Genomic DNA, 24,167 nt, shown 5'->3' on the forward strand with positions numbered 1-24,167 from the left:
TGATTTGTTATGCCCGTTCGAACCCGCGCGCGACTTCCCAGTCGGTAACGCGGCGGTCGTATTCTTCCTGCTCCCACTTTGCGGCGCGAACATAGTGATCGATCACATCGTCACCGAAAGCGCCGCGCAGCATCTTCGAGCCGTTGAGGTGGTCGGTCGCATCGCGAAGCGTTTTGGGGACTTCGCGAATGTCCTTGCCGCCATAGGCGTCACCTTCAAACTGCGGCTCAAGTTCCAGCTTATTTTCAATGCCGTCAATGCCTGCCGCAAGCAAGGCCGCCATGGCAAGATGCGGATTGATATCCGACCCGCCCACGCGGCACTCGATGCGGATGCCCTTGCTATCTGCACCGCACAGGCGATAGCCCGCCGTGCGGTTATCCGTGCTCCAGATGGCCTTGGTTGGCGCGAATGTGCCAGCCATGAAGCGCTTGTAGGAGTTGATGTAAGGCGCCAGAAAATAGGTGACTTCGCTGGCATGGGCCAGAAGACCGGCCACGTAATGGCGCATCATCTCGGACATGCCGTGTTCACCGTTCTTGTCGAGAAACATTGGAGTCTTGCCATCCAGGCTCCACAGCGACTGGTGGATGTGCGAAGAGCTGCCTGCGGCATCGTAGTTCCACTTGGCAAGGAAAGTGACGGCCTTGCCCTTGGACCAGGCGATTTCCTTGCAGGCGNTTTTGATGATGGCGTGACGGTCCGNCATGGTAAGCGCATCGGCGTAGCGCACGTTCAGTTCCACCTGGCCAGCAGACGCTTCGCCCTTGCTATTTTCAATAGGAATGCCAGCGGCTTGCAGATTGTTTCTGATGGCTCGCATCACCTCTTCTTCCTTGGTGGTCTGGAAGATGTGGTAGTCCTCATTATAGGGGCTGACCAGATTGAGATCGCGGTAGCCGCTGGCGCGGGCGGCCTCGAAACTCTGGTCGAACAGGAAGAATTCCAGCTCGCTGGCCATGAAGGCTTTCAGGCCCATGGCCTCCAGACGTGCGACCTGCTTCTTGAGCAATGCGCGCGGCGAGTGGGCGACTTCGGCGTGCGTGTGGTGGTCATAGGCATCGCACAGAACGAGCGCCGTGCCTTCCAGCCACGGCACGCGGTGCAACGTCGAGAGGTCGGGCTTCAGCGTATAATCGCCATAACCTTTTTCCCAGCTGGTGGATTTGTAACCGGGAACGGTTTCCATCTCCATATCNGTGGCCAGCAGGTAATTGCAGCTATGCGTTTCCTCATAGGCGCTTTCGACGAAAAATTCCGCCTGGAAGCGTTTGCCCATCAGACGACCCTGCATATCCACGAGGCATGCCAGAACCGTGTCTATGCGCCCTTCAGCGACATCTTTTTTAAGCGCGTCGAATGTGTAGGTCGTCATGATGTTTCCCTTTGATTCAATGGGGCGACCGTTGCCGGTCGCCCTTTGGAGTTGGTTCAAGCCTTCGAAGCCGCCGCATTGACTGCAGCCTGCTTGTGCTCCAGCGCGAATTCCTCTTCCGGCGACAGGATGAGGCGGTGACGGCCGACAAGCGCGAAATAGGCTATAGCGATGGCAAACCACAACGCCACCCAAATGACGCCCTTGGTGAAGTTCGGATCCTGCACCTGATAGAGCAAGGTGATGACAGCGATGATGATGGTCAGCACTGCACCGGGAATACCGAGCGGCGAACGGAAGGGACGTTCGATATCCGGCAGGTTACGGCGCAGCATGATGAAGGAAATGGCCTGCATGATGTAGGAGAACATTGCGCCGAATACGGCCATGTTGAGCAGAACGCTGCCGATGATGCTGCCGCCTTCGGTCGCACCCAGTGCAAACCAGATGGTCATCATCACGGCGAGGCCTACGATGGCACCCGTCAACATCGCGACATGCGGTGTCTTGAACTTGGGGTGGGTGACGGACAGCGCCGTCGGGAAATAGCCAGCCCGCGACAGCGAATAGATCTGACGGCCCTGCGCATAAAGGATGGTGTGGAAGCTGGCGATGAGGCCTGTGAGAGCCACGAAGCCCAGGAGAACCACGCCACCATCACCATAGACGGCCTTGAAACCATCCAGCAGCGGCTCCAGTGAGGAACCGAGATGGAAGGCGCCGATGCCGGGTAGTGAGGGGTTGAGCAGCACGATCATGAAGGCGGAAATCATCAGCGTGATGATGCCGAGAATGATGCCCTTGGGCATATCGCGCTTGGGATCAACCGATTCTTCGGCAGCCAATGGCAACTGTTCGATAGCGAGGAACAGCCAGACTGCAAAGGGCAGTGTGGCGAGAACGCCGGAGAAGCCGAAGGGGAAGAACGAGCCATTGCCTTCAGGCAGCTCGACGGCTGCACCATCCGGACCGACGCCGATGTTCAGCGCCCAGCGGGAGAAGTCCATGTTGGGGATGGCGCTGATCCAGAAGAAGACGAGAACAGCGAGCGAAATCAGCGTGATGACCAGCGTTACCTTGAAGGATAGTTCAAGTCCGAAGACGTTGAGTGCCAGGAAGATGACGTAGAACAGCACCCACAGGAGCGGTGAATAGACCGGATCGAGCCCCAGAATGGAGTTCACATAGGCCGTGATAAAAGTGACGATGACGGCGGGGGTGAGGACGTATTCAACGTTCTCGCAGAGACCGGTGATGAAGCCGCCCCATGGCCCCATGGCCGTGCGGGCGAAGGAATAGGCAGCGCCCGTATGTGGCAGTGCCGGGCTCATTTCCGCGATGGAGAATGTCAGCCCCAGATACATGACGGCAATAATCATGCCCGCAACCAGCATGCCGCCCCAGCCGCCGGTGGCAAAGCCAAAATTCCAGCCGGAAAAATGACCTGAAATGACCGCGCCCACGCCCAGCGCCCAGAGCGACCAGACGCCTGCGTAACGCGAGAGCCCTCNTTTTTCGAAGTAGGATGCGTCAGCTTTCTTATAGCTGACGNCTGATGATGAATTGTCCATGCCGTTCTCTCCTGATCAAGAAAAACAGGCTGTCAGCCAGAATGGCCGATTTTGNCCCAGTCTCAGCGCGGTGGTNAAATCCAGCCACGCCATGCACATCTGCTGTTCCCACGTTGCACCCGGACCTGTTTGGCCTTCTTTGGATATGCAACGGCATTCTTGCCCGGCGGGGCAATTCCCGCCAAAGCGAATTCATGGGCTGTGAGTGGCGATTGCCTTTATCAAAAGTTCACTCNAAAAATCGGCAGCAGCCCTCTGCCCCTCCTCATTCTGGATCAGGTCATTTCTGACCTCGATCATGACGTTCAAAAGCCCGTTCGGCAGCGCGTGGAGACGCAGCGTGTGCGTGACGCCATCTTCCGGGCCGTAAGGTTGGTTACGTTCCACCTGAAAGTTTTCGCTCTCCACATGGTCCAGCATCGCGTCGACCAGCCGCGCATCGACATCATGCAGAAGACCGATTTCCACATCGCGGCGCTTGCCGTGATAGACCGGCGTAAAGCTATGCATCGTTACCAGAACGACGCTGTCACGGGCAGCAACGAGATCGCTGATGCGGTCGTGAAACGGAATGTAGAGCGCTGCGGTGCGGGCAAAACGCTCTGCTTCACTCAAATTCGCATTGCCGGGAATGTCGTATATTTCGCTGGTGGCAGGCATGGCGGAAGGCGATTCCGGCGGGCGATTGCAATCATAAATCAGCCGGGAATAGTTCTGGTAGATGACGGTAGCGTCGAGACTTGCAGACAAGAGGCGGGCGACGGCGAGAGCACCGGGGTCCCAGGCGATATGGCTTTCCAGAACGTCGTCGCTGAGGCCAAGGGTACCGAAGCTGGCGGGCAACGTGTGTGAGGCGTGTTCGCAAACCAGCAGCACCCTGCCCTTCCCGAGCGGGTTTTCCACGACAACGGGCGCAGCCTCGTCGCTTGTGAAAAACTGCCTTTGCACCGTCATGGTGTACCCCGCTATCAACATACCTGTCCCCCGACAGTTAGNAAAGAATTCTTCACACACGCCAAAGTGTCAAATGGNTTTTGAAATTTTCTCTTCANTTTTTTGATTGACTCCTTTTCCTCGCCGTATCTTAATCAGCGCCAACAGACCGGCGAAAAGCTCGGCTAGGGGAAAAATTTGCACAGTTCGGCCGCGACCGTTTCGGACGTTATCCAGGCTCATTACGAGACCCTGACGCGTGCCGAAAAGCGCCTTGCGGAAAGTCTTCTCGGTAATTACCCGGTCTCCGGGTTGGGTAGCATCACCATCGTTGCGGAAAATGCCGGCGTCTCGACACCGACAGTTGCGCGAATGGTGCAGAAGCTGGGTTTCAAGGGTTATCCCGATTTTCAGGCAAGGTTGCACCAAGAACTGGAAGCCACGATTTCCAACCCGATTGCCAAGCATGACCGATGGGCCAGCAACGCGCCGGGACTTCACATCCTCAATCGCTTTGCCGATGCCATCACCGGGAACCTGCGCGATACGCTGAGCGATCTCGATACGGCATCGTTTGATCATGCAGCAACCCTTCTGGCGGATAGAAAGCGCAGCATATACTTCGTCGGTGGGCGCATTACCGGGGCGATTGCCGAATACTTCTTCACGCACATGCAGGTCATCCGCCCCAAGACGTCGCTGATGTCCTCCAACTCCAGCTCATGGCCGCAATTCATGCTGAACATGAATGCCGGTGACGTGCTGGTGATCTTCGACATCCGCCGTTACGAGCAGGACATGGTGACGCTGGCGCAGGTGGCGCACGACAACAATGTTCGCATTCTTCTCTTCACCGACCAGTGGACATCGCCGGTTTCGCGCTTTGCCGAACATACGTTTCGGGTCAGGATCGAGGCCCCGTCGGCTTGGGACAGTTCGGTGGTGACGCTATTCGTCGTGGAAGCACTGATCGAGGCCGTGCAGAACAATGGCTGGGACGAGACCCGCAAGCGGATGAATTCGCTGGAAGGCCTGTTCGAGCAGACCCGCCTTTTTCGAAAGCCCGGGAAAGAGGAGAGCTGAACAAAGCGCTATCAACGACGAAATGGCGCAACACGAATTTTTTATGTCGTTTCTCAAATATCATGGCGACGAACGGGCGTAATGATGGCAAGAAAACGGCAGGGACCATGATGGGGCGGGAGACCGCCGCACAACACGTCACATAACGTTCATGCAACCCACGTATCAGCGTCGTCCGACGCATGAGACACACAGAGGAGAACAACCGTGATCTCGCATAGCCGCCGACTGCTATCGCTTACCACCGCAATGGTCATCGCATCCACTGCGATTGCCGCTGCCGCGCCAAGCGCAGAACTCATCGCAGCCGCCAAGAAGGAAGGCATGCTGACGACCATCGCCCTGCCCCACGACTGGTGCGGTTACGGCGACGTCATCGCCTCCTTCAAGGCCAAGTATCCTGATATCAAGGTCAATGAACTGAACCCGGACGCTGGTTCTGCCGACGAAGTCGAGGCCATCAAGGCCAACAAGGACAACAAGGGCCCACAGGCTCCTGACGTGATCGACGTTGGCCTGGCATTCGGCCCACAGGCCAAGAAGGAAGGTCTTCTCCAGCCTTACAAGGTTTCCACATGGGACGAAATTCCTGACAATGTGAAGGATGCCGAAGGCTACTGGTACGGCGATTATTATGGCGTCATGTCTCTGTTCGTGAACAAGGACCTCGTTACCAACACGCCGAAGGATTGGGCCGATCTGCTGAAGCCGGAATATTCCGGTCAGGTCGCTCTTGCTGGTGACCCACGCGCCTCCAACCAGGCCATTCTCGGTGTTCTCGCGGCTGGTCTCGCCAGCGGTGCAAAGGACGGCAAGGCAGCTGGCGAAGCCGGTTTGAAGTATTTCGGCGAGCTGAACAAGGCTGGCAACTTCCTGCCTGTCATCGGCAAGGCCGGCACCGTGGCACAGGGCGCGACACCGATCGTCGTTGCATGGGACTATAACGCGCTGTCATGGGCAAAGACTTTGAACGGCAACCCGCCGACAGAAGTCGTTGTGCCATCCTCCGGCGTTCTGGCTGGCGTTTACGTGCAGGGCATCTCCGCCTACGCACCGCATCCAAACGCTGCCAAGCTCTGGATGGAGCACCTTTACTCCGACGACGGTCAGCTTGGCTGGTTGAAGGGCTTCTGCCACCCGATCCGCTTCAATGCGCTGGCCAAAGCCAACAAGATTCCNAAGGATCTTCTGGATGCCCTGCCGCCACCAGCAGCCTATGAAAAGGCCATTTTCCCGACGCTGGAAGACGTTGACGCCAACAAGGCTGCCGTCACCGGCGGCTGGGACAAGGTTGTCGGCGCAAACGTGAAGTAACGAACGAAACAGCCGCCCCGATCTTTTCGAAGGCTGGGGCGGCTGGTTTTATAAAATAGAAGACCGCGATGATCGCGGCGTTTGGGAACATCATATGTCGTCAAACATCAGTGGTGCGTCACCGCGACCAGCAGCCGGGCGACGTCTGAAGCTGGAGTGGCTGGGCGTTCTGCCATTTGCCATTTTTATTCTGCNTTTTTTGATCATGCCGACGATGAAGATCGTCCTTGGCGCATTTCAGACGCCTGAGGGCAGCTTTACACTTGAAAATCTCGCAGGCCTTTTTACCGCATCCATTCTTTCCGCCTACTGGATTTCCATCAAGATCAGCGTCGCCTCGGCCGCACTCGGCTGTCTGATCGGCTTTGGCGTCGCGACCGCTGTGGTGCTGGGCGGTTTGCCGCAGAAAATACGCGCGCCGCTTCTGACCTTTTCCGGGGTCGCCTCCCAATTTGCAGGCGTGCCGCTAGCCTTTGCTTTCATCGCCACACTTGGGCCGGTTGGCCTCGTCACCGTGTTTCTAAAGACCCAGCTTGGCCTTGATCTGCGCCTGCTGGGCTTCAACATCCTGTCGTTCTGGGGCCTGACCGTTACCTATCTGNTTTTCCAGATACCGCTGATGATCCTCATCATTACGCCTGCGCTGGATGGCTTGAAGCGCGAGTGGCGCGAGGCGGCGGAAATTCTGGGTGCCAGCGGCTTCCAATATTGGCGCATGGTGGCGTTCCCCATTCTACTGCCCTCCATTCTCGGCACANTTTTCGCTGCTGTTTGCCAATGCTTTCGGCGCAGTTGCAACGGCGATTGCGCTGACGGGCTCCTCGCTCAACATCGTCCCCATTCTGCTGTTTGCGCAAATTCGTGGTGACGTGCTGGGCAATCCCCATCTCGGTTACGCGCTGGCCTTCGGCATGATCCTGGTGACCTGCATTGCCAACACGCTCTATATCTGGATGCGCACGCGCAGCGAAAGGTGGCTGAAATGAAGCGGATTTTCGCCTGGGGCGCGCTGCTGTTCGGCCTGCTCTATTTCGCCCTGCCCCTGATCGGCATGACCAACTTCTCGCTGAAAATGCGGCGCGGCGAGTATTCCTTCGATGCCTATGGCAAGGTGCTGGGCGATCCGCGCTTTCAGGAGACGTTCACCTTCTCGATCATGATGGCGCTCTGCACCATCATTTTCGGCATCCTGCTCGTGGTGCCGACGGCCTATTGGGTGCGGCTGAAACTGCCAGCGCTGCGCCCGGTCATCGAGTTCATCACGCNTTTGCCGCTCGTCATTCCGGCCATCGTCATCGTGTTCGGCTATATCAGGCTTTACAACACGTCGAGCTGGCTGCCACTGACGGGATCGACGACCGGCACCAACCTGCTTTTGATATTCGGTTACACGACACTGGCCCTGCCCTATATGTACCGCGCCGTCGACACCGGACTTCGCACCATCGACATCGCCACCCTGACGGAAGCGGCACAGAGTCTTGGAGCCGGATGGACGACGATTCTCGCCCGCATCATTCTGCCGAACGTGCTGGTGGCGGTGCTATCGGGTGCGTTCCTGACATTTGCCATCGTCATCGGTGAATTCACCATGGCGGCGCTGTTGAACCGCCCGGCATTCGGCCCCTACATGCAATTGCTGGGTGCCAACCGCGCCTATGAGCCTGCCGCCCTTGCCGTCATTTCCTTCGGCATCACCTGGGGCTGCCTAGGCCTTATCCAACTCGTCTCGCGCTATCAAAAAGGCGCGCCTCCCAAGGCCTGAGGACTTATTTTATGAGCTTTTTGACACTTCAGAACATCAGAAAATCCTTCGGTCAGGTTCAGGTCGTTCATGATTTCAACATGACGATCGAACAGGGAGAATTCGTATCCTTCCTCGGACCATCCGGCTGCGGCAAGACCACCATTCTGCGCATGATTGCCGGTTTCGAGACGCCGAGCGAAGGGTCCATCGTCATCAACGGCAAGGACCAGACGACGCTGAAACCCAACCAGCGCAATATCGGCATGGTGTTTCAGGCCTACGCGCTGTTTCCCAACATGAATGTCTACGAAAACGTCGCCTTCGGCCTCAAGATCGCGGGCAAGCCCAAGGCAGAAATCGATGCGCGTGTGAAGGAAATGCTGGCGCTGATCCATCTGGATCATCTGGCGGATCGTTACCCCTATCAGATGTCCGGCGGGCAGCAGCAGCGCGTGGCGCTGGCGAGAGCGCTGGCCCCCAAGCCACAGGTTCTGCTGCTGGACGAGCCGCTCTCGGCGCTCGACGCAAAAATCCGCGTGTCGCTGCGTGAGGAAATCCGCAGCATTCAACGCAAGCTCGGCATCACAACCATTTTCGTGACCCACGATCAGGAAGAAGCGCTGACCATTTCCGACCGCATCGTAGTGATGAATGCCGGACGCGCTGACCAGATCGGCTCGCCCTTCGAGATTTACAACAAGCCAGCGACCCGGTTCGTAGCATCCTTCGTGGGTACGTTGAACCTGATCGATGCCATCGTCGTGGATGCCGCGACCAGCACCATTCGCATCGGTGACCAGCAGGCTTCGTTGAAGAAGCCACTGAACAAAGCCAATGGCGAAACGGTGACGGTAGCGCTTCGTCCCGAGGCCGGTTCTCTGGGTGAAGCCAATGTGGGCGATGTCGCGATATCAGGTACCGTGACCTCCAGCCATTTCCTCGGCTCGGTCATCCGCACCCGCATGGACGTCGGCGGCGCGACGCTGTCCTTCGATATGTTCAACGATCCCGGCAAGACACCACCCGCGATCGGTGAGCGCATCACGCTGAAATTTGCATCAGAAGATTTGATGATTGTAGCAGACTGACGCACTGTTTCTGACTGGGAGATCGCGCTAGAAAAAGCCATCTCAGGAGATCCACCATGCGCGCATTATTCTACGAACATTTCGGCGAAGCACCGATCATCGCCAACCTGCCGGACCCGGAACCGACGCCGGACGGCGTGGTGATTGCAGTAAAGGCAACCGGCCTTTGCCGCAGCGACTGGCACGGGTGGATGGGCCATGACACGGACATCCGCCTGCCGCATGTGCCGGGCCATGAATTTGCGGGCGTCATTTCCGCCGTCGGCAAAAACGTCATGCGCTTCAAGGTGGGTGATCGCGTTACCGTGCCGTTCGTCTCCGGCTGCGGCCATTGCCAGGAGTGCCGCTCCGGCAACCAACAGGTCTGCGAAACGCAGTTCCAGCCGGGCTTTACCCATTGGGGTTCCTACGCCGAATATGTCGCCATCGATTACGCCGACCAGAACCTCGTACATATGCCCGATGAGATGGGCTTCGATACAGCCGCAAGCCTCGGCTGCCGCTTCGCCACCTCGTTTCGGGCCGTAGTCGATCAGGGTCGGCTGAAGGGCGGCGAGTGGCTGGCGGTGCATGGCTGCGGCGGCGTTGGCCTCTCGGCCATCATGATCGGCGCGGGACTTGGCGCACAGGTCGTCGCCATCGACATTGCCGAAGACAAGCTGGCACTGGCGAAAGAACGGGGCGCGACCGCTACCATCAACAGCCGCGACGTCTCGGACGTCGCGCAGGCCGTGCGCGACATCACCGGCGGCGGCGCCCATGTTTCCGTCGATGCGCTGGGCCATCCGCAAACCTGCTGCAACTCCATCACCAACCTGCGCCGTCGCGGCCGCCATGTGCAGGTGGGCCTGATGCTGGCGGATCATTCCATGCCGCAAATACCGATGGCGCGGGTCATTGCGCACGAGCTGGAAATCTACGGCAGCCACGGCATGCAGGCCTGGCGCTATGACGATATGCTGGCGATGATTAATTCCGGCAAGCTCTCGCCGGAGAAGCTGATTGGTCGGCATATTACGTTGTCGGATGCGGTGATTGCTTTGCCCGCGATGGACACGTTTAGGGATAGCGGGATTAGTATTATTGATCGGTTTGAGTAGGTGAGTGAATGACGGTGGGCGTTGGTGGGTGTGGTTTACCCCCCTCTGCCCTGCCGGGCATCTCCCCCACAGGTGGGGAGATCGACTCCTGGTTAGCTTCCGGTCATCTTGAACGTTGCGGATGGAATGAAGTGCCAGCCTCTAGCTGATCTNCCCCCCCCCCGANGGGGAGATGTCCGGCAGGACAGAGGTGGTAAACCACCCCCACTGACGTTACCGAAAACCCACTCAAGCCACCGCCATCACCGCGAAAATCGTCATCAGCGCCGAGACACGATTGATCTTGCTCGCAGTGTAAGACGCCACACCGTCCCTGCCTCGAAAAATCCACGCTCCGAGATACAGTACCGTGTGGGCAAGGAAGAAGAAGACAAGCGGGCCGATGAACAGTGCACCGACTCCGATGNCCCAGGGGCCATCGCTTGCGGCTCCCGTTACGAAACNGGCGCTTAAGATCGTCAGTGTGACGAAGACCAACACGAGAGAAGACAGTTGCTGCACGATGATCTCCCATATGAGAACGATGATCAAGTTAGCAACCCATAAATACATTCGAATAATCTAATATTACGTAAAAACTTTGCCGACAATTCTGCCTTCTGGCCGAAACGCACCGGATAATTCGGTGGTTAAAAAGACAAAAGCGCGGATCGCTCCACGCNTTTTGTCTTTTTAAATCAATATATAAGGCTCGAGTTTGGAATCAAACCGGCAACCACCTGAATCGAATTATCAGGTGGCCGTCTCGACCTGNTTTTCGGCTTCGACAGGTACGTAGTTCAGCACAGGCCCCAGCCAACGCTCGATCTCTACCACTGGCATGCCCTTGCGTTGGGCGTAGTCCTCGACCTGATCACGCTCTACCTTGGCAACGCCGAAATAGTAGCTTTCGGGGTGGCCGATATAGAGGCCGGAGACGGAGGAGCCGGGCCACATGGCGTAGCTTTCGGTCAGCACCACGCCGGTTTCTTCCGTGGCGTCCAGCAGACGGAACAGGGTTTCCTTTTCGGTGTGATCCGGCTGGGCGGGATAGCCGGGAGCCGGGCGAATGCCCGCATAGGCTTCACCAATCAGGTCATCGGGGCCGAAGCTTTCATCGGTTGCGTAACCCCAATATTCCTTGCGGACACGCTCATGCATGCGCTCGGCAAAGGCTTCGGCGAAGCGGTCTGCCAATGCCTTGACGAGGATGGAGGAGTAATCGTCATTGGCTCGCTCGAAGCGCTCGGCAATCGCCACTTCCTCGATTCCAGCCGTAACCACGAAGCCGCCGACATAATCGGTCACGCCAGTGTCCTGCGGCATGACGAAATCCGACAGCGCCACATTGGGGCGGCCATCGCGCTTGGACAGTTGCTGGCGAAGCGTGAAGAAGGTCGCCAAGTCTTCCTTGCGGCTTTCATCCGTGAAGAGGCGGATATCGTCGCCCACCGCATTGGCGGGCCAGAAGCAGATGACGGCGCGCGGGCGGAACCACTGTTCGTCGATGATCTTCTTCAGCATCGCCTGCGCATCGGCAAACAACTGGCGCGCGGCCTCGCCCTGCTTCTCGTCTTGGAGAATTGCGGGGTACCGGCCCTTCATCTCCCATGTCTGGAAGAACGGCGTCCAGTCGATATATTTGGCGAGCTCTTCCAGATCATAGGTCTCGAAGGTCTTGGTGCCCAAAAACTGCGGCTTCACCGGCTGATAGGCCGTCCAATCCACCTTGTGGGCGTTGGCACGCGCACGGGCCAAAGGCAGGCGCAGCTTTTCGCGCTCGTTGCGGGCATGGGCGTCTGCGACCTTGGCGTATTCGGCCCTGATACCATCGATATAGGCTGGCTTCTGATCCTCGGACAGCAGGGCTGACACGACACCTACGGCACGGGAGGCATCGGTGACGTAGATCGCCTGACCCTTTTCGTAGCGCGGGTGGATTTTGACCGCCGTGTGAACGCGGCTGGTGGTAGCGCCGCCGATAAGCAACGGAATGTTGAAGCCCTGACGCTCCATCTCGGCGGCCACGTGCACCATCTCATCCAGCGACGGGGTGATGAGGCCGGACAGGCCGATGACATCCACCTCTTCGGCAATCGCCGTTTCGAGAATTTTGGTGGCGGGCACCATGACGCCGAGATCGATGATCTCGTAATTGTTGCAGGCGAGAACCACGCCGACGATGTTCTTGCCGATATCGTGCACGTCGCCCTTCACGGTCGCCATCAGCACCTTGCCTGCGGCCTTGCGCTGATCGCCGCCGTTGAGGCGCTTTTCCTCTTCCATGTAGGGCAAAAGCACGGCTACTGCCTGTTTCATGACGCGGGCGGATTTGACCACCTGCGGCAGGAACATCTTGCCCGAACCAAAGAGATCGCCCACCACATTCATACCCGCCATCAGCGGTCCCTCGATGACGTGCAACGGACGTGCCGCCTGCTGGCGTGCCTCTTCCGTGTCGGCATCGATGAATTCGGTGATGCCGTTGACCAGCGCATGCGACAGGCGCTTTTCGACAGGCCATTCACGCCATGCCAGATCCTGCACCTTGGCTTCGCGGCCGGGACCACCGCGGAATTTTTCAGCGACTTCGAGCAGCCGCTCGGTGCCATCGGCACGGCGGTTCAGCACCACGTCTTCGCAGGCTTCGCGGAGTTCCGGGTCGATGCTTTCATAAACGGCCAGCTGACCCGCATTGACGATGCCCATATCCATGCCCGCCTGAATGGCGTGGTAAAGGAACACGGCGTGCATGGCCTCGCGCACCGGTTCGTTGCCGCGGAAGGAGAAGGACAGGTTGGAAACGCCGCCGGAAATATGCACCAGCGGCATGGTTTCGCGGATGGTGCGGGTGGCGTTGATGAAATCGACGCCGTAATTGTTGTGTTCCTCGATGCCCGTTGCGACGGCAAAGACGTTGGGGTCGAAGATGATGTCCTCAGGCAGAATACCTGCCTGTTCCGTCAAAATCTTGTAGGCGCGGGTGCAGATTTCCACCTTGCGCTCGTAAGTGTCGGCCTGGCCCACCTCGTCAAATGCCATGACGACGACGGCAGCACCGTAATGGTGCACCAGGCGCGCCTGCTCCAGAAACTTCTCCTCGCCTTCCTTCAGCGAGATGGAGTTGACGATGGACTTGCCCTGAACGCATTTCAGGCCAGCCTCGATGATCTCCCACTTGGAACTGTCGATCATGACAGGCACGCGGGCGATATCCGGCTCGGCAGCGATGAGGTTCAGGAACTCGACCATGGCTCTCTGGCTGTCGATCAGACCTTCATCCATGTTGATGTCGATGATCTGCGCGCCGNTTTCCACCTGATCGCGGGCGACGGCAAGAGCCGCCGTATAATCACCAGCGGTGATGAGCTTGCGGAACTTGGCAGAACCGGTGACGTTGGTGCGCTCGCCGACGTTGACGAAGGGAATGTCCTTGGTCAGCACGAAAGGCTCAAGGCCAGACAGCGACATGAAAGAGCGGTGTTCCGGCACCTTGCGCGGCGCGTATCCGGCAACGGCATCGGCAATGGCGCGGATGTGGTCGGGCGTCGAGCCGCAGCAGCCGCCGACGACGTTGACCAGGCCTTCGCGGGCAAATTCCGCCACCTGCGCTGCCATCATCTCGGGCGTTTCGTCGTATTGACCGAATTCGTTGGGCAGACCGGCATTCGGGTAAGCGCAGATGAACGTATCCGCAACGTCAGACAATTCCTGCAAATGCGGACGCATGGCGCTGGCACCCAGCGCGCAGTTGAGGCCGATGGTGAACGGGTTGGAATGGCGAACGGAATTCCAGAAAGCAGACGGCGTCTGGCCAGACAGCGTGCGGCCGGACAAATCGGTAATCGTACCCGAAATCATCACCGGAAGATGAATGCCCTTGGCGGCGAAGCGTTCTTCGCAGGCGAATATGGCGGCCTTGGCGTTCAGCGTGTCGAAAATGGTTTCGATGAGAATGAGATCGGCACCGCCATCGATGAGGCCGTCGATCTGCTCGCCATAGGCAATGCGCAGATCATCGAAACTGACGGCGCGGTAACCGGGGTTGTTGACATCAGGAGACATGGAGGCCGTGCGGTTGGTCGGGCCGATGGCACCGGCCACGAAACGGCGACGCCCGTCTTCCCGTTCCGCCCGCTGGGCAGCGCGACGCACGATGAACGCGCCTTCGCGGTTCATGTCATAAACGGCACCTTCCATCTCGTAATCCGCCTGCGCGATGCGCGTGGAGGAAAACGTGTTGGTTTCGAGAATATCGGCACCCGCCATGGCGTAGCGATAATGGATTTCCTCGATTGCATCAGGCTGGGAGAGAATCAGAAGGTCGTTATTGCCTTGCTGATGGCAGGCGCAGCCGATGAAACGATCGCCACGGAAATGGGTTTCATCGAAACCCAGCCCCTGGATCTGAGTTCCCATCGCGCCATCGAGAATGAGGATGCGTTCCTGAGCGGCCTGACGGATCGCCTTCAGAATCTCCGCGCCGTCACGCTTGTTGCCCCCGGCNGGGCCAAACAGATCGTCCAACATCGGTACACTCCTCATTTCCTTGGCGGTTCGCCGCTCGTAAGTCACATAAAGATATCTTTATGTCAATATATCACTCATTTCCAGCGATGGTTTCGCGTTCTACATCAAGGGTACGAAATTTCCGTTATGGATGACACCGTTACGTCCGAAAGATATAGAGAATCGCACAAAGCGTATCATACGGAGGAAACGATGACCGAAGCGGAACACGGAAAGTCGAACTGGAGCACCCTGCCCTGGCACCGGCAATGGCTGGCAAAGCAGGCGGAAGGCCTTTTTGATTTCTTCCAGTATCGTGCCATCAACCCCAAGGGTGGNTTTTTCGATCTCGACCGGCAGGGTACACCGTTGCAGCCGGACAATCCCGTTCGGGGCATTCATATGTCGGCGCGCATGGTGCATTGCTTCTCCATCGGCCATTTGCTTGGTCGCCCCGGCTGCGGCGATATCATCGACCACGGCATGACTTATCTGTGGAACAGCCACCGTGACACCGAGCATGGCGGCTATTTCTGGCAGGTGGATGAGACCGGTCCGATTGACGCCAGCAAACAGGGTTACGGCCATGCTTTCGTGCTGCTGGCTGCATCATCGGCCAAAACAGTTGGCCATCCGCTGGCAGACCAGATGCTGGCCGACATTACCGACGTTCTTGAGACCAGGTTCTGGGAAGAAAAGTACGGCGCAATCAAAGAAGAATTCAATCGCGATTGGTCTCCCATCGAGAATTATCGCGGCCAGAACTCCAACATGCATCTGACCGAAGCGCTGATGGCAGCGTTTGAAGCGACGGGCGACAGGAACTATCTGACCAAGGCCGAGCGTATCGCCGACCTCGTCATTCGTCGTGCCGCCGGTGCACTGGATTTCCGCGTGCCAGAGCATTTCGATGAGAACTGGGTCCTGGACAAGGATTATCGCGGCAACGAGATGTTCCGCCCTTCCGGCTCCACCCCCGGCCACTGGCTGGAATGGGCTCGCCTCATTCTCCAGCTCTGGGTGCTGGGCGAGCGCAAGCATGAGTGGATGCCAACGGCGGCCAAATCGCTGTTTGTGCAGTCCATGTCGCTAGGCTGGGACCGAGAAAAGGGCGGGTTCTTCTACACGCTGGACTGGGACAACACGCCCGCCAAACGCGAAAAACTCTGGTGGCCGATGTGCGAGGCGGCCGGTGCCGCCCACTTCCTGAACGAGCATCTACCTGCCGACGAATTCTACGAAGACAGCTACCGCCGCGTCTGGAGCACCATCGCCAACAGCTTCCTCGACCACCAGAACGGTGGCTGGCATGAGGAACTGACGGNAAATCTCACCCCTGCCAACACCATTTTCCCCGGCAAGGGCGACATCTACCATGCCCTGCAAGCCTGCCTCATCCCGCTGTTTCCAGCGGATGGCAGCTTGACGAAGGTGATTTCGGATAAGGGCGGGCGGTTTTAGCACGCCCCTCAAATTGACAGGAGAGCCTACTTACCTCTCTACCGTCACCCTCGGGCTTGTCCCGAGGGTCTAACGAACCCCGACATCCAACGTGGTTAGATCCTCGGGTCAGGCCCGGGGATGACGAAGGTGAAGGATTTCGCCTCTGTCAGAACCCTAGCGTTTCCTCGAAATCGTCCCAGGACTGGTACATCTCGTAACGACCAACGCCCTTGATGGGCACATGCCCGTAATAGGGTGAAAGCTGGAATTCCGCCGCCTGCTCGCTTTTCTTGGCGACGGCACCGACATAGATGGCTGAGGCAAGGCCGGTACGATTGGCACCATGTTCGCAATGAATGAGAACGGGCTTTGGCGCATCCCTCATGATGCGCGCCAGTTTTTCGGCACGATCCTGCGGCAGTTCCTTACTGGAGCTCATGGGGAAATCGATAAGCTGAACGCCGTTGCTTTGGGCGGCATTCTTTTCGTCGCGGTACCACTCTTCCCGATCTTCATCGCGAAGGTTGATGATTGTCTTGATACCCAAATCCTGGGCATANTTTTTGACATCGTCGCCGCTGGGCTGCGCTGAACGATACAGTTCACCCGGCAGGACCTCATGGAAATTACCGGTCAACTGGTTGATGCCCATATGCGCACCGACAGATGCAGGCAAAGCGACAAGGCACAGAATGCCAATCTTCAAAACACGAGATACAGAAACCAAAACGCGACCTTCTGGAAAACTTCAAGAATTGCAGCTCAGATGGCACTGCCAGATGTCACAAGCAAGAGCACCGAGGTTACGGAGTGGCCAGCGAAATAAGAACACGCTCGGTCGAAAAGACAACGGAGCGGTTACAGGCCAGTTTGTATTAGCGGANTTTTAGCTGAAGAAATTTGCCTTCNAAAATTCGTGAGAACCGGCTTCATCGGCGCATTATGTCTCAATCGAATTCCGCGGAGTCGATCGTAACCCGCCATTCCAGCTTTCTCGGATCAACGTTCTCATTGTTGCGAAGGCGGAATGGGCGGCACGCCGCGTATGTTTCATTCGGCTCCAGCCGATGCTCACTGACCTGATAGGGATTAAAGGAAGCCGATGCCCGGAATGCTGCCTCGAAACCTTCCAGCGTATAGGTCAGACGGCGCACAGAGACCCCGTTGGTGTTGTGAAAGCTCAGCCGAATTGGTGCGTTTGCATCGGTGCAGGTCGGGTCGAAAGAGGCGGTGGCGATGATCGCGTTCAACCGCTCACCGGAGCGCCACCAGTCAAACACCACCCAGGAGACCGTGCATGCCCAGACGATCGCCAGACCGACGACCACGGGCTTGAGGCGTTTGGGATAAGCGATCNAAAAAAGCATCAGGATCGCGGTCAGAACAATGCCAACGATCATAAAGGCTGCACACTCTTTGGCGTGGTCGTCAGTCGTTTGAACATGGTGCCTCCCCGATCAATGTGTCTGTCGCTCCACCGATGCGGCGGCGTATACTTTGTGTCAAGCTACACGCAAAACACTTTAACAACCAAAGCCCGAAACATCCGCCCTGGCTCCGCAGGCAACACCTTTTCGTGATTATGCTGCATTGCCAGTGGCAGTTTCGACAGGCTTGCGCATAACGTCAATCAGGCCATAGGCAACACCAACCAGCACTAGAATGGTCGTCCCGCTGAGCGGAAGCGGCAAGACGAGGTGGCCAGATACCAAAGCACCGCCCAGCACCAATGCGATCTGGACGGCAATAAGCATCAGCGCCGTGGTGGCTGGCAACATCATGCCATTGTGAGAGAAGAACCGGCGATAGCCGGAGACNAAAACCGGGATGAGAATAGCCGTTATCGCCAGCACGTAAATCCTGATCCACTGGCCATCAGGCAACGAATCCGGCCACAGAAACGCCAGTGGCGTTAAAACATAACTCCCCGCGCTGGCAGCCAGCAAGGGAGGCCACACGACGATATTCAGCAAGAAGACAGACATCGTGATTTTCGTGGGAGCAAACCTTTTCTGGCTCGTCATCACCATGCGGGTTGCTGATATCGCCAGTGCAAAGGCAATGATGACGATCACCATCGTCAACAGAAGCTGAGAACCCGCCACCGCGCCGGTTCGCAACAGATCAAACGACAGGGAAAACTGCGCCGGAAAATCAATCAGAGCTGGCAGGAGCCACAAAATCCAGAACCCGGCGACAAGGCTCGGCAAGACCACCTGTCGCGACAAAAACAGCAAGACGGCGGTTCCGCCGATAAGGGATGCAACGAAGCCTGCCCAGGCAAGATAACCATCACCGACCNAAAGGCCCATCGCCGACATGGCCTGCGCAATAGCGTAGGCCTGCGAAACTGCAAGCAACAGCGCAACGGCGNTTTCACCGACGTGCAGAGCGAAGCTTCCGTTCGAGCGAGGAACCAATAGCCGGATGATCTGACCAAGCGCGAAGGCCGTCAGAACAGGACCAACACCCAGCGCCAGGACGGAAAGCTGCGATGGAACCCCATCCACCGTCCGCGCCGCCATAAAAGAGGCATCAAGACCCGGCAGCGCAATATTCCAGCCGATGATGGCAACGATGGAAATCAGCACGACCCGCAACGCGACGCCCAGAACACCGTTGCCGCGAATATTGGGGTCATCAACCATAACGCTCATAAAATACTCTCCTTACGCAATCATAGATATTAGTCTAAGCAATACGCCTGTCACGTATTTACGACCGAAAATGCGAAAAGCATTTTTCACTTGTAGTGTCGTCATAACATTCCTGCGATAAACGGCGCGCAGGAATCAGGAAAGGTGCATCGGGTTGAAAAACATCCTGTTCGTTTGCAGCCAGAATAAACTCCGCAGCCCGACCGCCGAACAGGTCTTCTCAACCTGGCCGCACATCGAAGTCTCTTCTGCCGGGACAAACAACGACGCCGAGAATCCTCTGTCCACCGAACTAATCCAATGGGCCGACATCATCTTCGTCATGGNAAAAGCGCATCACACGAAAATTCAGGCCAGATACCGAGCCGCACTCAAGAGTAAACGCCTGATCTGTCTGGATATTCCAGATAACTATACATTCATGGAGACCGCTCGTCACATTATTGGAGGCGAAGGTGCCAAAATATCTCTGAGCCGGAACGCGATGCCGCGGGAGGGGAACAAGATTATGTGGTGGGCCCGGAGAGACTCGAACTCCCAACCAAGCGGTTATGAGCCGCCGGCTCTAACCATTGAGCTACAGGCCCTTCCGAATGCATGAAGCGGGTCGGAATGCGGGGTTGCAATGGTTCAACCGGCGCGGAGTTGGCTTTAGCGGAATTTTTTCGACGCGACAAGCCGTTGTCGCATGGGACAGGCAAACTATGCCGCATTAGCCCCATAATCTCCTGCGACATCAACGTTAGGGACGCTAAATAAGAGGAACCTCAATGACATCGATACTAGCACGCACCGTAGCCCTTGGCGCTTTTACAGCACTTGCCGTTTTGCCCATGGCCGTATCCGCGCAGGAAAACGCAAAGCGTGAGCCGGTTATCAGCGTTTCGGGAGAAGGTGACGCGGCAGTGGCACCTGATATGGCCGTTTTGTCGTTCAGCGTGGTGAAGCAGGCGGAAACGGCAGCGGCGGCGCTGAGCGAAAACAGCAAGGCCATGAAAGAGGTTCAGACTGCGCTGAAAGCCGCAGGCATCGCTGACAGGGATTTGCAGACCAGCAATTTCTCCGTGCAACCGCTTTACAAGCAGTTCGAGCCGAAGGACGGCGTTTATGTTGCGCCTGAAATCACCGGTTATCAGGTCACCAATGGTCTGACGGTGCGGGTTCGTGATCTGGCCAAGCTGGGTGAAATTCTGGACAGCTCGATAAAGCTTGGTATCAACCAGGGTNGCGATATCGCGTTCACCAATGACAAGCCAGAAACAACGGTAACGGAAGCGCGCAAGGCGGCAGTGGCCGATGCCATATCCAAGGCGAAGACATTGTCGGAAGCCGCAGGCGTGAAGCTCGGCCGCATTCTTGAAATCAGCGAAAACATGCAGCGGCCAATGCCCGTTCCGCAGACGATGATGCGGGCAGCGGCGATGGAGAAATCCGACAGTGTTCCGATCGCAGCCGGCGAGAACACCTATAAGGTCAATGTCAACGTGACCTTTGCGCTGGAACCGTGAAAATAAGAGGGGCGCCAGAGGGCGTCCCTTTCACCTCACCTGAAACGAGAAACCCCTCGCCATAGACCATGACGAGGGGTTTTTCTGTAACAGCACGGCAATCACGGCCGCAGTTAGCGGCGAATCACCGGGCAACCACGAACGTTGGCGAACACGACGCGGTCACGACCGCCGCGGTCAAAACCTGCAACGACGACACGGCGTGGCGACACGTCGACAACGCGTGCGCGGCGCAAGCCCATGCGGTTGGCNTTTTCCTCAGCCATCCAAGGCGCGCAACGATCGCGATCACGTCCACGATCCGGGCGACCCCAGCCCTGGTGGCCGCCGTGGCGATAGCCATCCTGCACGTAAATTCGGTATTGAACATCTGGCCCTGCCGACGCGGTGGATGCCGTAGCAGAAATGCTGCCGAGGGCGATGAGTGCCGCAACGCTTGCTTTTGCAAATGTGCCTATCATTGTCATACTCCGTTTTCCTGATGTTCGCCGAAATGCCTGACATCCCGGTCGACTGTCGTGACGATAATCAATGCGGTGTGAACGNTTTCCGAACCAGACGTTCAGACTGTATTCATGGCCGCAAAATGTGGCAAACCAAGCTTCACGCAGAAAGATGAAGGACGATCTGCCGGTCATGCGCCTGATTTCTGTGTTCGAAAAGATAGATGCCCTGCCACGTTCCCAGCACCAGCTTGCCGCCACTGACGGGGATGCCGATAGACACCTGCGTCAGCGCGGACTTGATGTGCGCAGGCATGTCGTCCGGCCCCTCCATGGTGTGAACGATCCAGTTCATCGAGGGATCGCTGGACGGCGGGACAAGCCTTGNAAAGAATGTTTTCAGGTCGCGCTGAACATCGGGATCTGCATTTTCCTGAATCAGCAGCGAGCAGGACGTATGGCGCACGAAGACGGTGAGCAGCCCTTCGGCCTCGGCGCAAGACGCGATGAAGGCTTTGGCCTGGCTCGTAAACTCGTAAAGCCCCTGCCGCGGGTAGATATCGTCAGCAATTTTTGCGGCACTGGAATTATTTACTTTCAGCTAGGGAACCAAGGGTGGGGTTCCCACGTTTGATGCAATCACGCAATGTTTTGTGCAGTTTTTGACGTTTGAGATTGCGAACTTAGCGGGCGCAAAAGGAAACGAAACGACGTATGGACTATAATACTTCCGTCAAAAACGACAAAATCCCTGAGCAAGTTCCGACACATCTGCTCGATACATTTCTTTTGGCGGAATATCGTCTATTGAAGACAGGAGGCTTGAAACAAGCCGCCACAGTCTGCCATCGAAAGACTACCATATGACGTCGCCAGTTCAGCAAGTAGACCTTACCAACTGCGACAAGGAACCTATTCACATCCCAGGATATATTCAGCCTCACGGCTGTTTGATCGCTTGCGACAGTGCGATGCGTACGGTGCTGCGCAAATCGGCGAACTGGAGTGAAATCTCTGGATTACCGGATGATATCATCNGGCGNCCGATTGAAGAATTTTTCGGGAATGACCTGGTTCACGATCTTAGAAATGCGCTGACGGTGACGGCAAACAGCAGCCGTCCGGCGATGCTTCCCAAGATAAAGCTGCCCAATGGCAAGACATTCGACGTTGCGATCCACCGGTACAAATCGGTTTCCATCATCGAGCTTGAACCTGCCAGCGACGACTCCCAGCCCCTGCACACAGCGCAATTGATGATCGACCGCATTCGCGACGCGGATAATGTCGACAGCCTGATTTCGCGCACCACACGTCTCGTCAAGGCCATGCTGGGTTATGACAGGGTCATGGTCTACCGGTTCGAGCAGGATGGTGCCGGAAAGGTTGTTTCCGAGGTAAAACAGCCCGCGCTGGAAAGCTTTCTGGGCCAGTATTTTCCGGCAAGTGACATTCCACAGCAGGCGCGCGCGCTTTATCTGAAGAACACACTGCGCATCATCTCCGACTCCAACGGTGTTCGAGTGCCTATCGAACCCATTCTGGATGCATCCGGCGAACCGCTGGATTTGTCGTTCTCACATCTTCGCAGCGTCTCTCCCATTCATTGCGAATATCTGCGCAATATGGGTGTCTCGGCTTCCATGTCGATTTCCATCATCAATGATGGCGAGCTATGGGGCCTGATCGCCTGTCATCATTATTCGCCGCGCATATTGCCGATGTCGATGCGCATTGCGGCTGAAATGTTCGGGGAGTTCTTCTCCTTGCATCTTCAGGCGTTGAAGCAAAAGAAAAAGCTGGCCACGGCACATGATGCACATGCATCGCTGGACAAATTCCTGCGCCTTGCCGCCCACCACAACAACGTGGAAGAACTGCTCGTCGAAAACCTGCCGGATTTCAACCGGCTTCTTCCTTGCGATGGCGTCGGTGTGTGGATGAACGAGCGGTGGTTCAGCATAGGCTATGCGCCGCCGGAATTGCTGGCACCGCAGTTGGGACGGTTGGTGAGTTCCGTTTCGGAAGGTCGTGTCTGGGCGACACACGCCTTGTCCAACCACCTGCCTGAAGCGGAAAGCTTTTCCGACCACGTTGCCGGCGTGCTGGCCGTTCCGCTCTCTCAGGTCAAAAACGACTACCTGATGTTCTTTAGGCGTGAGATCGTGCAGACGCTGAACTGGGGTGGAAATCCGGATAAGTCCTATGAAACCGGCCCGCTGGGCGACCGGTTGACGCCGCGCAAAAGCTTCGCATTGTGGAAGGAAACGGTGCACCAGCAGGCGCAGCCTTGGACTGAAGAAGACCGGCAGCTTGCCGAAGCGGCGCGTGTTGCCCTTGTTGAAGTGGCCTTCCGCCACAGCGAATTGATGGCCGGTGAACGCGCGCAGGCGGAAGTTCGCCAGCGCATGCTGAACGAAGAGCTGAACCACCGCGTCAAGAACGTACTGGCTATCATCAAATCCCTGGTCGGCAATCCCACGCAGGAAGGCCGCACACTTCAGGAATATGTCTCTGCATTGAAGGGCCGCATTCAGGCACTGTCCTTTGCGCATGATCAGGTGGTGCGTGGCGAAGGCGGCGGACTGCTTCGAGATTTGCTGGATGCCGAGCTATCTCCGCACCGCTCTCCCGCCAACGAAATCGAGGCTTATGGCCCAAGCGTCCTGCTCGATTCGCGCGCGTTCTCCGTCATGGCTCTGGTGCTTCACGAGCTGGCGACAAACGCTGCAAAATATGGCGCACTCGGCCCTGCCGGTGGCAAGCTATCTATTTCGTGGGCGCTGGATGATGTAGGAGAATGCGTTATTTCCTGGCATGAGACGGTGGCTGCAACCGTTACGCCGCCAACGAGAACCGGCTTCGGCTCAGCCTTGATCAGCCGAAGTGTGCCCTATGATCTGGGCGGCAAAAGCAAAGTTACGTACCATACACACGGCATTCAGGCCGAAATCGTGCTTCCTGCCCGCCATGCAACTGCGGGACCATCTGCTGCCGTGCACGAGACTGCGGTGGGAACTCACAAAGATTACACACCCTATTCCGCGGAGGAACCATTGCGGGTATTTCTAGTCGAAGATCAAATGCTTATCGCCATGGATGTCGAGTACATGCTGGAAGCTCACGGCATAACCAATATCGAAACATCCACATCTTCAGCTATGGCGCTGGATAAGCTGAAGACCATGTCGCCAGATGTCGCTATTCTCGACATCAATCTCGGCACGGATACCTCCATCCCCGTAGCGTATGAACTTCTGCGCCGGAGCATTCCGTTCATGTTCGCAACCGGTTACGCCGATGGCATCATGATCCCGCCCGAGTTCGCGCATGTCCCGGTTATTCGCAAGCCATATGACGAAGAGGCTTTGATGGCCATTATTGGACGGCTGGTGCACAAGACGGTGACGGCCTGAA

14 protein-coding genes, 1 tRNA gene and 3 pseudogenes are annotated in these 24,167 nt (G+C 57.1%); 10 read left to right on the top strand and 8 right to left on the bottom strand.

Annotation, left to right across the window (positions count from 1 at the left end; genetic code table 11):
* Nucleotides 1-7: 7 nt before the first annotated feature.
* The 3 genes from CUC55_RS19615 to CUC55_RS19625 all read right to left on the bottom strand — a co-directional run bounded on the left by CUC55_RS19615 (nt 8) and on the right by CUC55_RS19625 (nt 3,900).
* Nucleotides 8-1,375, bottom strand: a complete 1,368-nt coding sequence (locus CUC55_RS19615) for a glutamine synthetase family protein (RefSeq protein WP_103088899.1) — start codon at nt 1,373-1,375, stop codon at nt 8-10.
* Nucleotides 1,376-1,431: 56 nt separating this feature from the next.
* The gene (locus tag CUC55_RS19620; RefSeq protein WP_103088900.1) at nt 1,432-2,946 is read right to left on the bottom strand and encodes an amino acid permease; all 1,515 of its coding nucleotides are present in this window, start codon (nt 2,944-2,946) and stop codon (nt 1,432-1,434) included.
* Nucleotides 2,947-3,138: 192 nt separating this feature from the next.
* Nucleotides 3,139-3,900, bottom strand: coding sequence for an N-formylglutamate amidohydrolase (locus tag CUC55_RS19625; RefSeq protein ID WP_103088901.1), 762 nt, complete (start codon nt 3,898-3,900; stop codon nt 3,139-3,141).
* Between the two features lie 177 nt (nt 3,901-4,077).
* Between CUC55_RS19625 and CUC55_RS19630 the strand changes: the two genes are divergently transcribed.
* From CUC55_RS19630 to CUC55_RS19655, 6 genes and pseudogenes are all read left to right on the top strand, one after another.
* On the top strand, nt 4,078-4,962 hold the full coding sequence (locus tag CUC55_RS19630; protein ID WP_067645195.1) for a MurR/RpiR family transcriptional regulator: 885 nt from the start codon (nt 4,078-4,080) through the stop codon (nt 4,960-4,962).
* A gap of 207 nt (nt 4,963-5,169) precedes the next feature.
* Nucleotides 5,170-6,276, top strand: coding sequence for an ABC transporter substrate-binding protein (locus CUC55_RS19635; protein ID WP_067645192.1), 1,107 nt, complete (start codon nt 5,170-5,172; stop codon nt 6,274-6,276).
* 94 nt (nt 6,277-6,370) lie between these two features.
* Nucleotides 6,371-7,262: pseudogene (locus CUC55_RS19640) on the top strand (ABC transporter permease).
* Entirely contained in the window at nt 7,259-8,041 is a 783-nt protein-coding gene (locus CUC55_RS19645) for an ABC transporter permease (RefSeq protein ID WP_103088902.1), read from the top strand. The pseudogene CUC55_RS19640 and the gene CUC55_RS19645 overlap by 4 nt, the downstream one beginning before the upstream one ends.
* An 11-nt stretch (nt 8,042-8,052) precedes the next feature.
* On the top strand, nt 8,053-9,111 hold the full coding sequence (locus CUC55_RS19650) for an ABC transporter ATP-binding protein (RefSeq protein WP_067645183.1): 1,059 nt from the start codon (nt 8,053-8,055) through the stop codon (nt 9,109-9,111).
* Between the two features lie 56 nt (nt 9,112-9,167).
* Nucleotides 9,168-10,211, top strand: coding sequence for a zinc-dependent alcohol dehydrogenase family protein (locus CUC55_RS19655; protein ID WP_067645180.1), 1,044 nt, complete (start codon nt 9,168-9,170; stop codon nt 10,209-10,211).
* A gap of 732 nt (nt 10,212-10,943) precedes the next feature.
* Here the strand turns inward: CUC55_RS19655 and metH are convergent.
* A complete protein-coding gene (gene metH / locus CUC55_RS19665; protein ID WP_103088904.1) occupies nt 10,944-14,720 on the bottom strand; it encodes a methionine synthase in 3,777 nt (1,258 codons plus the stop codon).
* A gap of 192 nt (nt 14,721-14,912) precedes the next feature.
* Between metH and CUC55_RS19670 the strand changes: the two genes are divergently transcribed.
* The gene (locus CUC55_RS19670) at nt 14,913-16,160 is read left to right on the top strand and encodes an AGE family epimerase/isomerase (protein ID WP_103089203.1); all 1,248 of its coding nucleotides are present in this window, start codon (nt 14,913-14,915) and stop codon (nt 16,158-16,160) included.
* Nucleotides 16,161-16,308: 148 nt separating this feature from the next.
* Here the strand turns inward: CUC55_RS19670 and CUC55_RS19675 are convergent, their stop codons facing one another.
* Entirely contained in the window at nt 16,309-16,869 is a 561-nt protein-coding gene (locus CUC55_RS19675) for a dual specificity protein phosphatase family protein (protein WP_103088905.1), read from the bottom strand.
* A 2,084-nt stretch (nt 16,870-18,953) separates the two neighbouring features.
* On the opposite strand from CUC55_RS19675, the pseudogene CUC55_RS23705 reads away from it, so the two are divergent.
* Nucleotides 18,954-19,073 (top strand): annotated as a pseudogene (locus CUC55_RS23705) (arsenate reductase/protein-tyrosine-phosphatase family protein); the annotation flags it as partial.
* A gap of 237 nt (nt 19,074-19,310) precedes the next feature.
* On the opposite strand, the gene CUC55_RS19690 reads toward CUC55_RS23705, so the two are convergent.
* Nucleotides 19,311-19,386: transfer RNA gene (locus tag CUC55_RS19690), tRNA-Ile, on the bottom strand.
* Nucleotides 19,387-19,569: 183 nt separating this feature from the next.
* Between CUC55_RS19690 and CUC55_RS19695 the strand changes: the two genes are divergently transcribed.
* A complete protein-coding gene (locus CUC55_RS19695; RefSeq protein ID WP_103088908.1) occupies nt 19,570-20,307 on the top strand; it encodes an SIMPL domain-containing protein in 738 nt (245 codons plus the stop codon).
* Nucleotides 20,308-20,420: 113 nt separating this feature from the next.
* Here the strand turns inward: CUC55_RS19695 and CUC55_RS19700 are convergent, their stop codons facing one another.
* Together CUC55_RS19700 and CUC55_RS19705 are read right to left on the bottom strand one after the other, a co-directional pair.
* On the bottom strand, nt 20,421-20,768 hold the full coding sequence (locus CUC55_RS19700; RefSeq protein WP_103089204.1) for a hypothetical protein: 348 nt from the start codon (nt 20,766-20,768) through the stop codon (nt 20,421-20,423).
* A 142-nt stretch (nt 20,769-20,910) separates the two neighbouring features.
* A pseudogene (locus tag CUC55_RS19705) lies at nt 20,911-21,332 on the bottom strand (secondary thiamine-phosphate synthase enzyme YjbQ).
* A 260-nt stretch (nt 21,333-21,592) separates the two neighbouring features.
* Between CUC55_RS19705 and CUC55_RS19710 the strand changes: the two are divergent.
* A complete protein-coding gene (locus tag CUC55_RS19710) occupies nt 21,593-24,166 on the top strand; it encodes an HWE histidine kinase domain-containing protein (RefSeq protein WP_425352892.1) in 2,574 nt (857 codons plus the stop codon).
* The last annotated feature ends 1 nt before the right edge of the window (nt 24,167 follow it).

This window comes from Agrobacterium bohemicum, assembly GCF_002896715.1.
In the GTDB taxonomy this organism is placed as follows: Bacteria; Pseudomonadota; Alphaproteobacteria; order Rhizobiales; family Rhizobiaceae; genus Agrobacterium; species Agrobacterium bohemicum.

Coding starts and splice junctions, on each gene's coding strand:
- CUC55_RS19650 (WP_067645183.1), top strand. CDS start 8,053: ATGAGCTTTTTGACACTTCAGAACATCAGAAAATCCTTCGGTCAGGTT.
- CUC55_RS19655 (WP_067645180.1), top strand. CDS start 9,168: ATGCGCGCATTATTCTACGAACATTTCGGCGAAGCACCGATCATCGCC.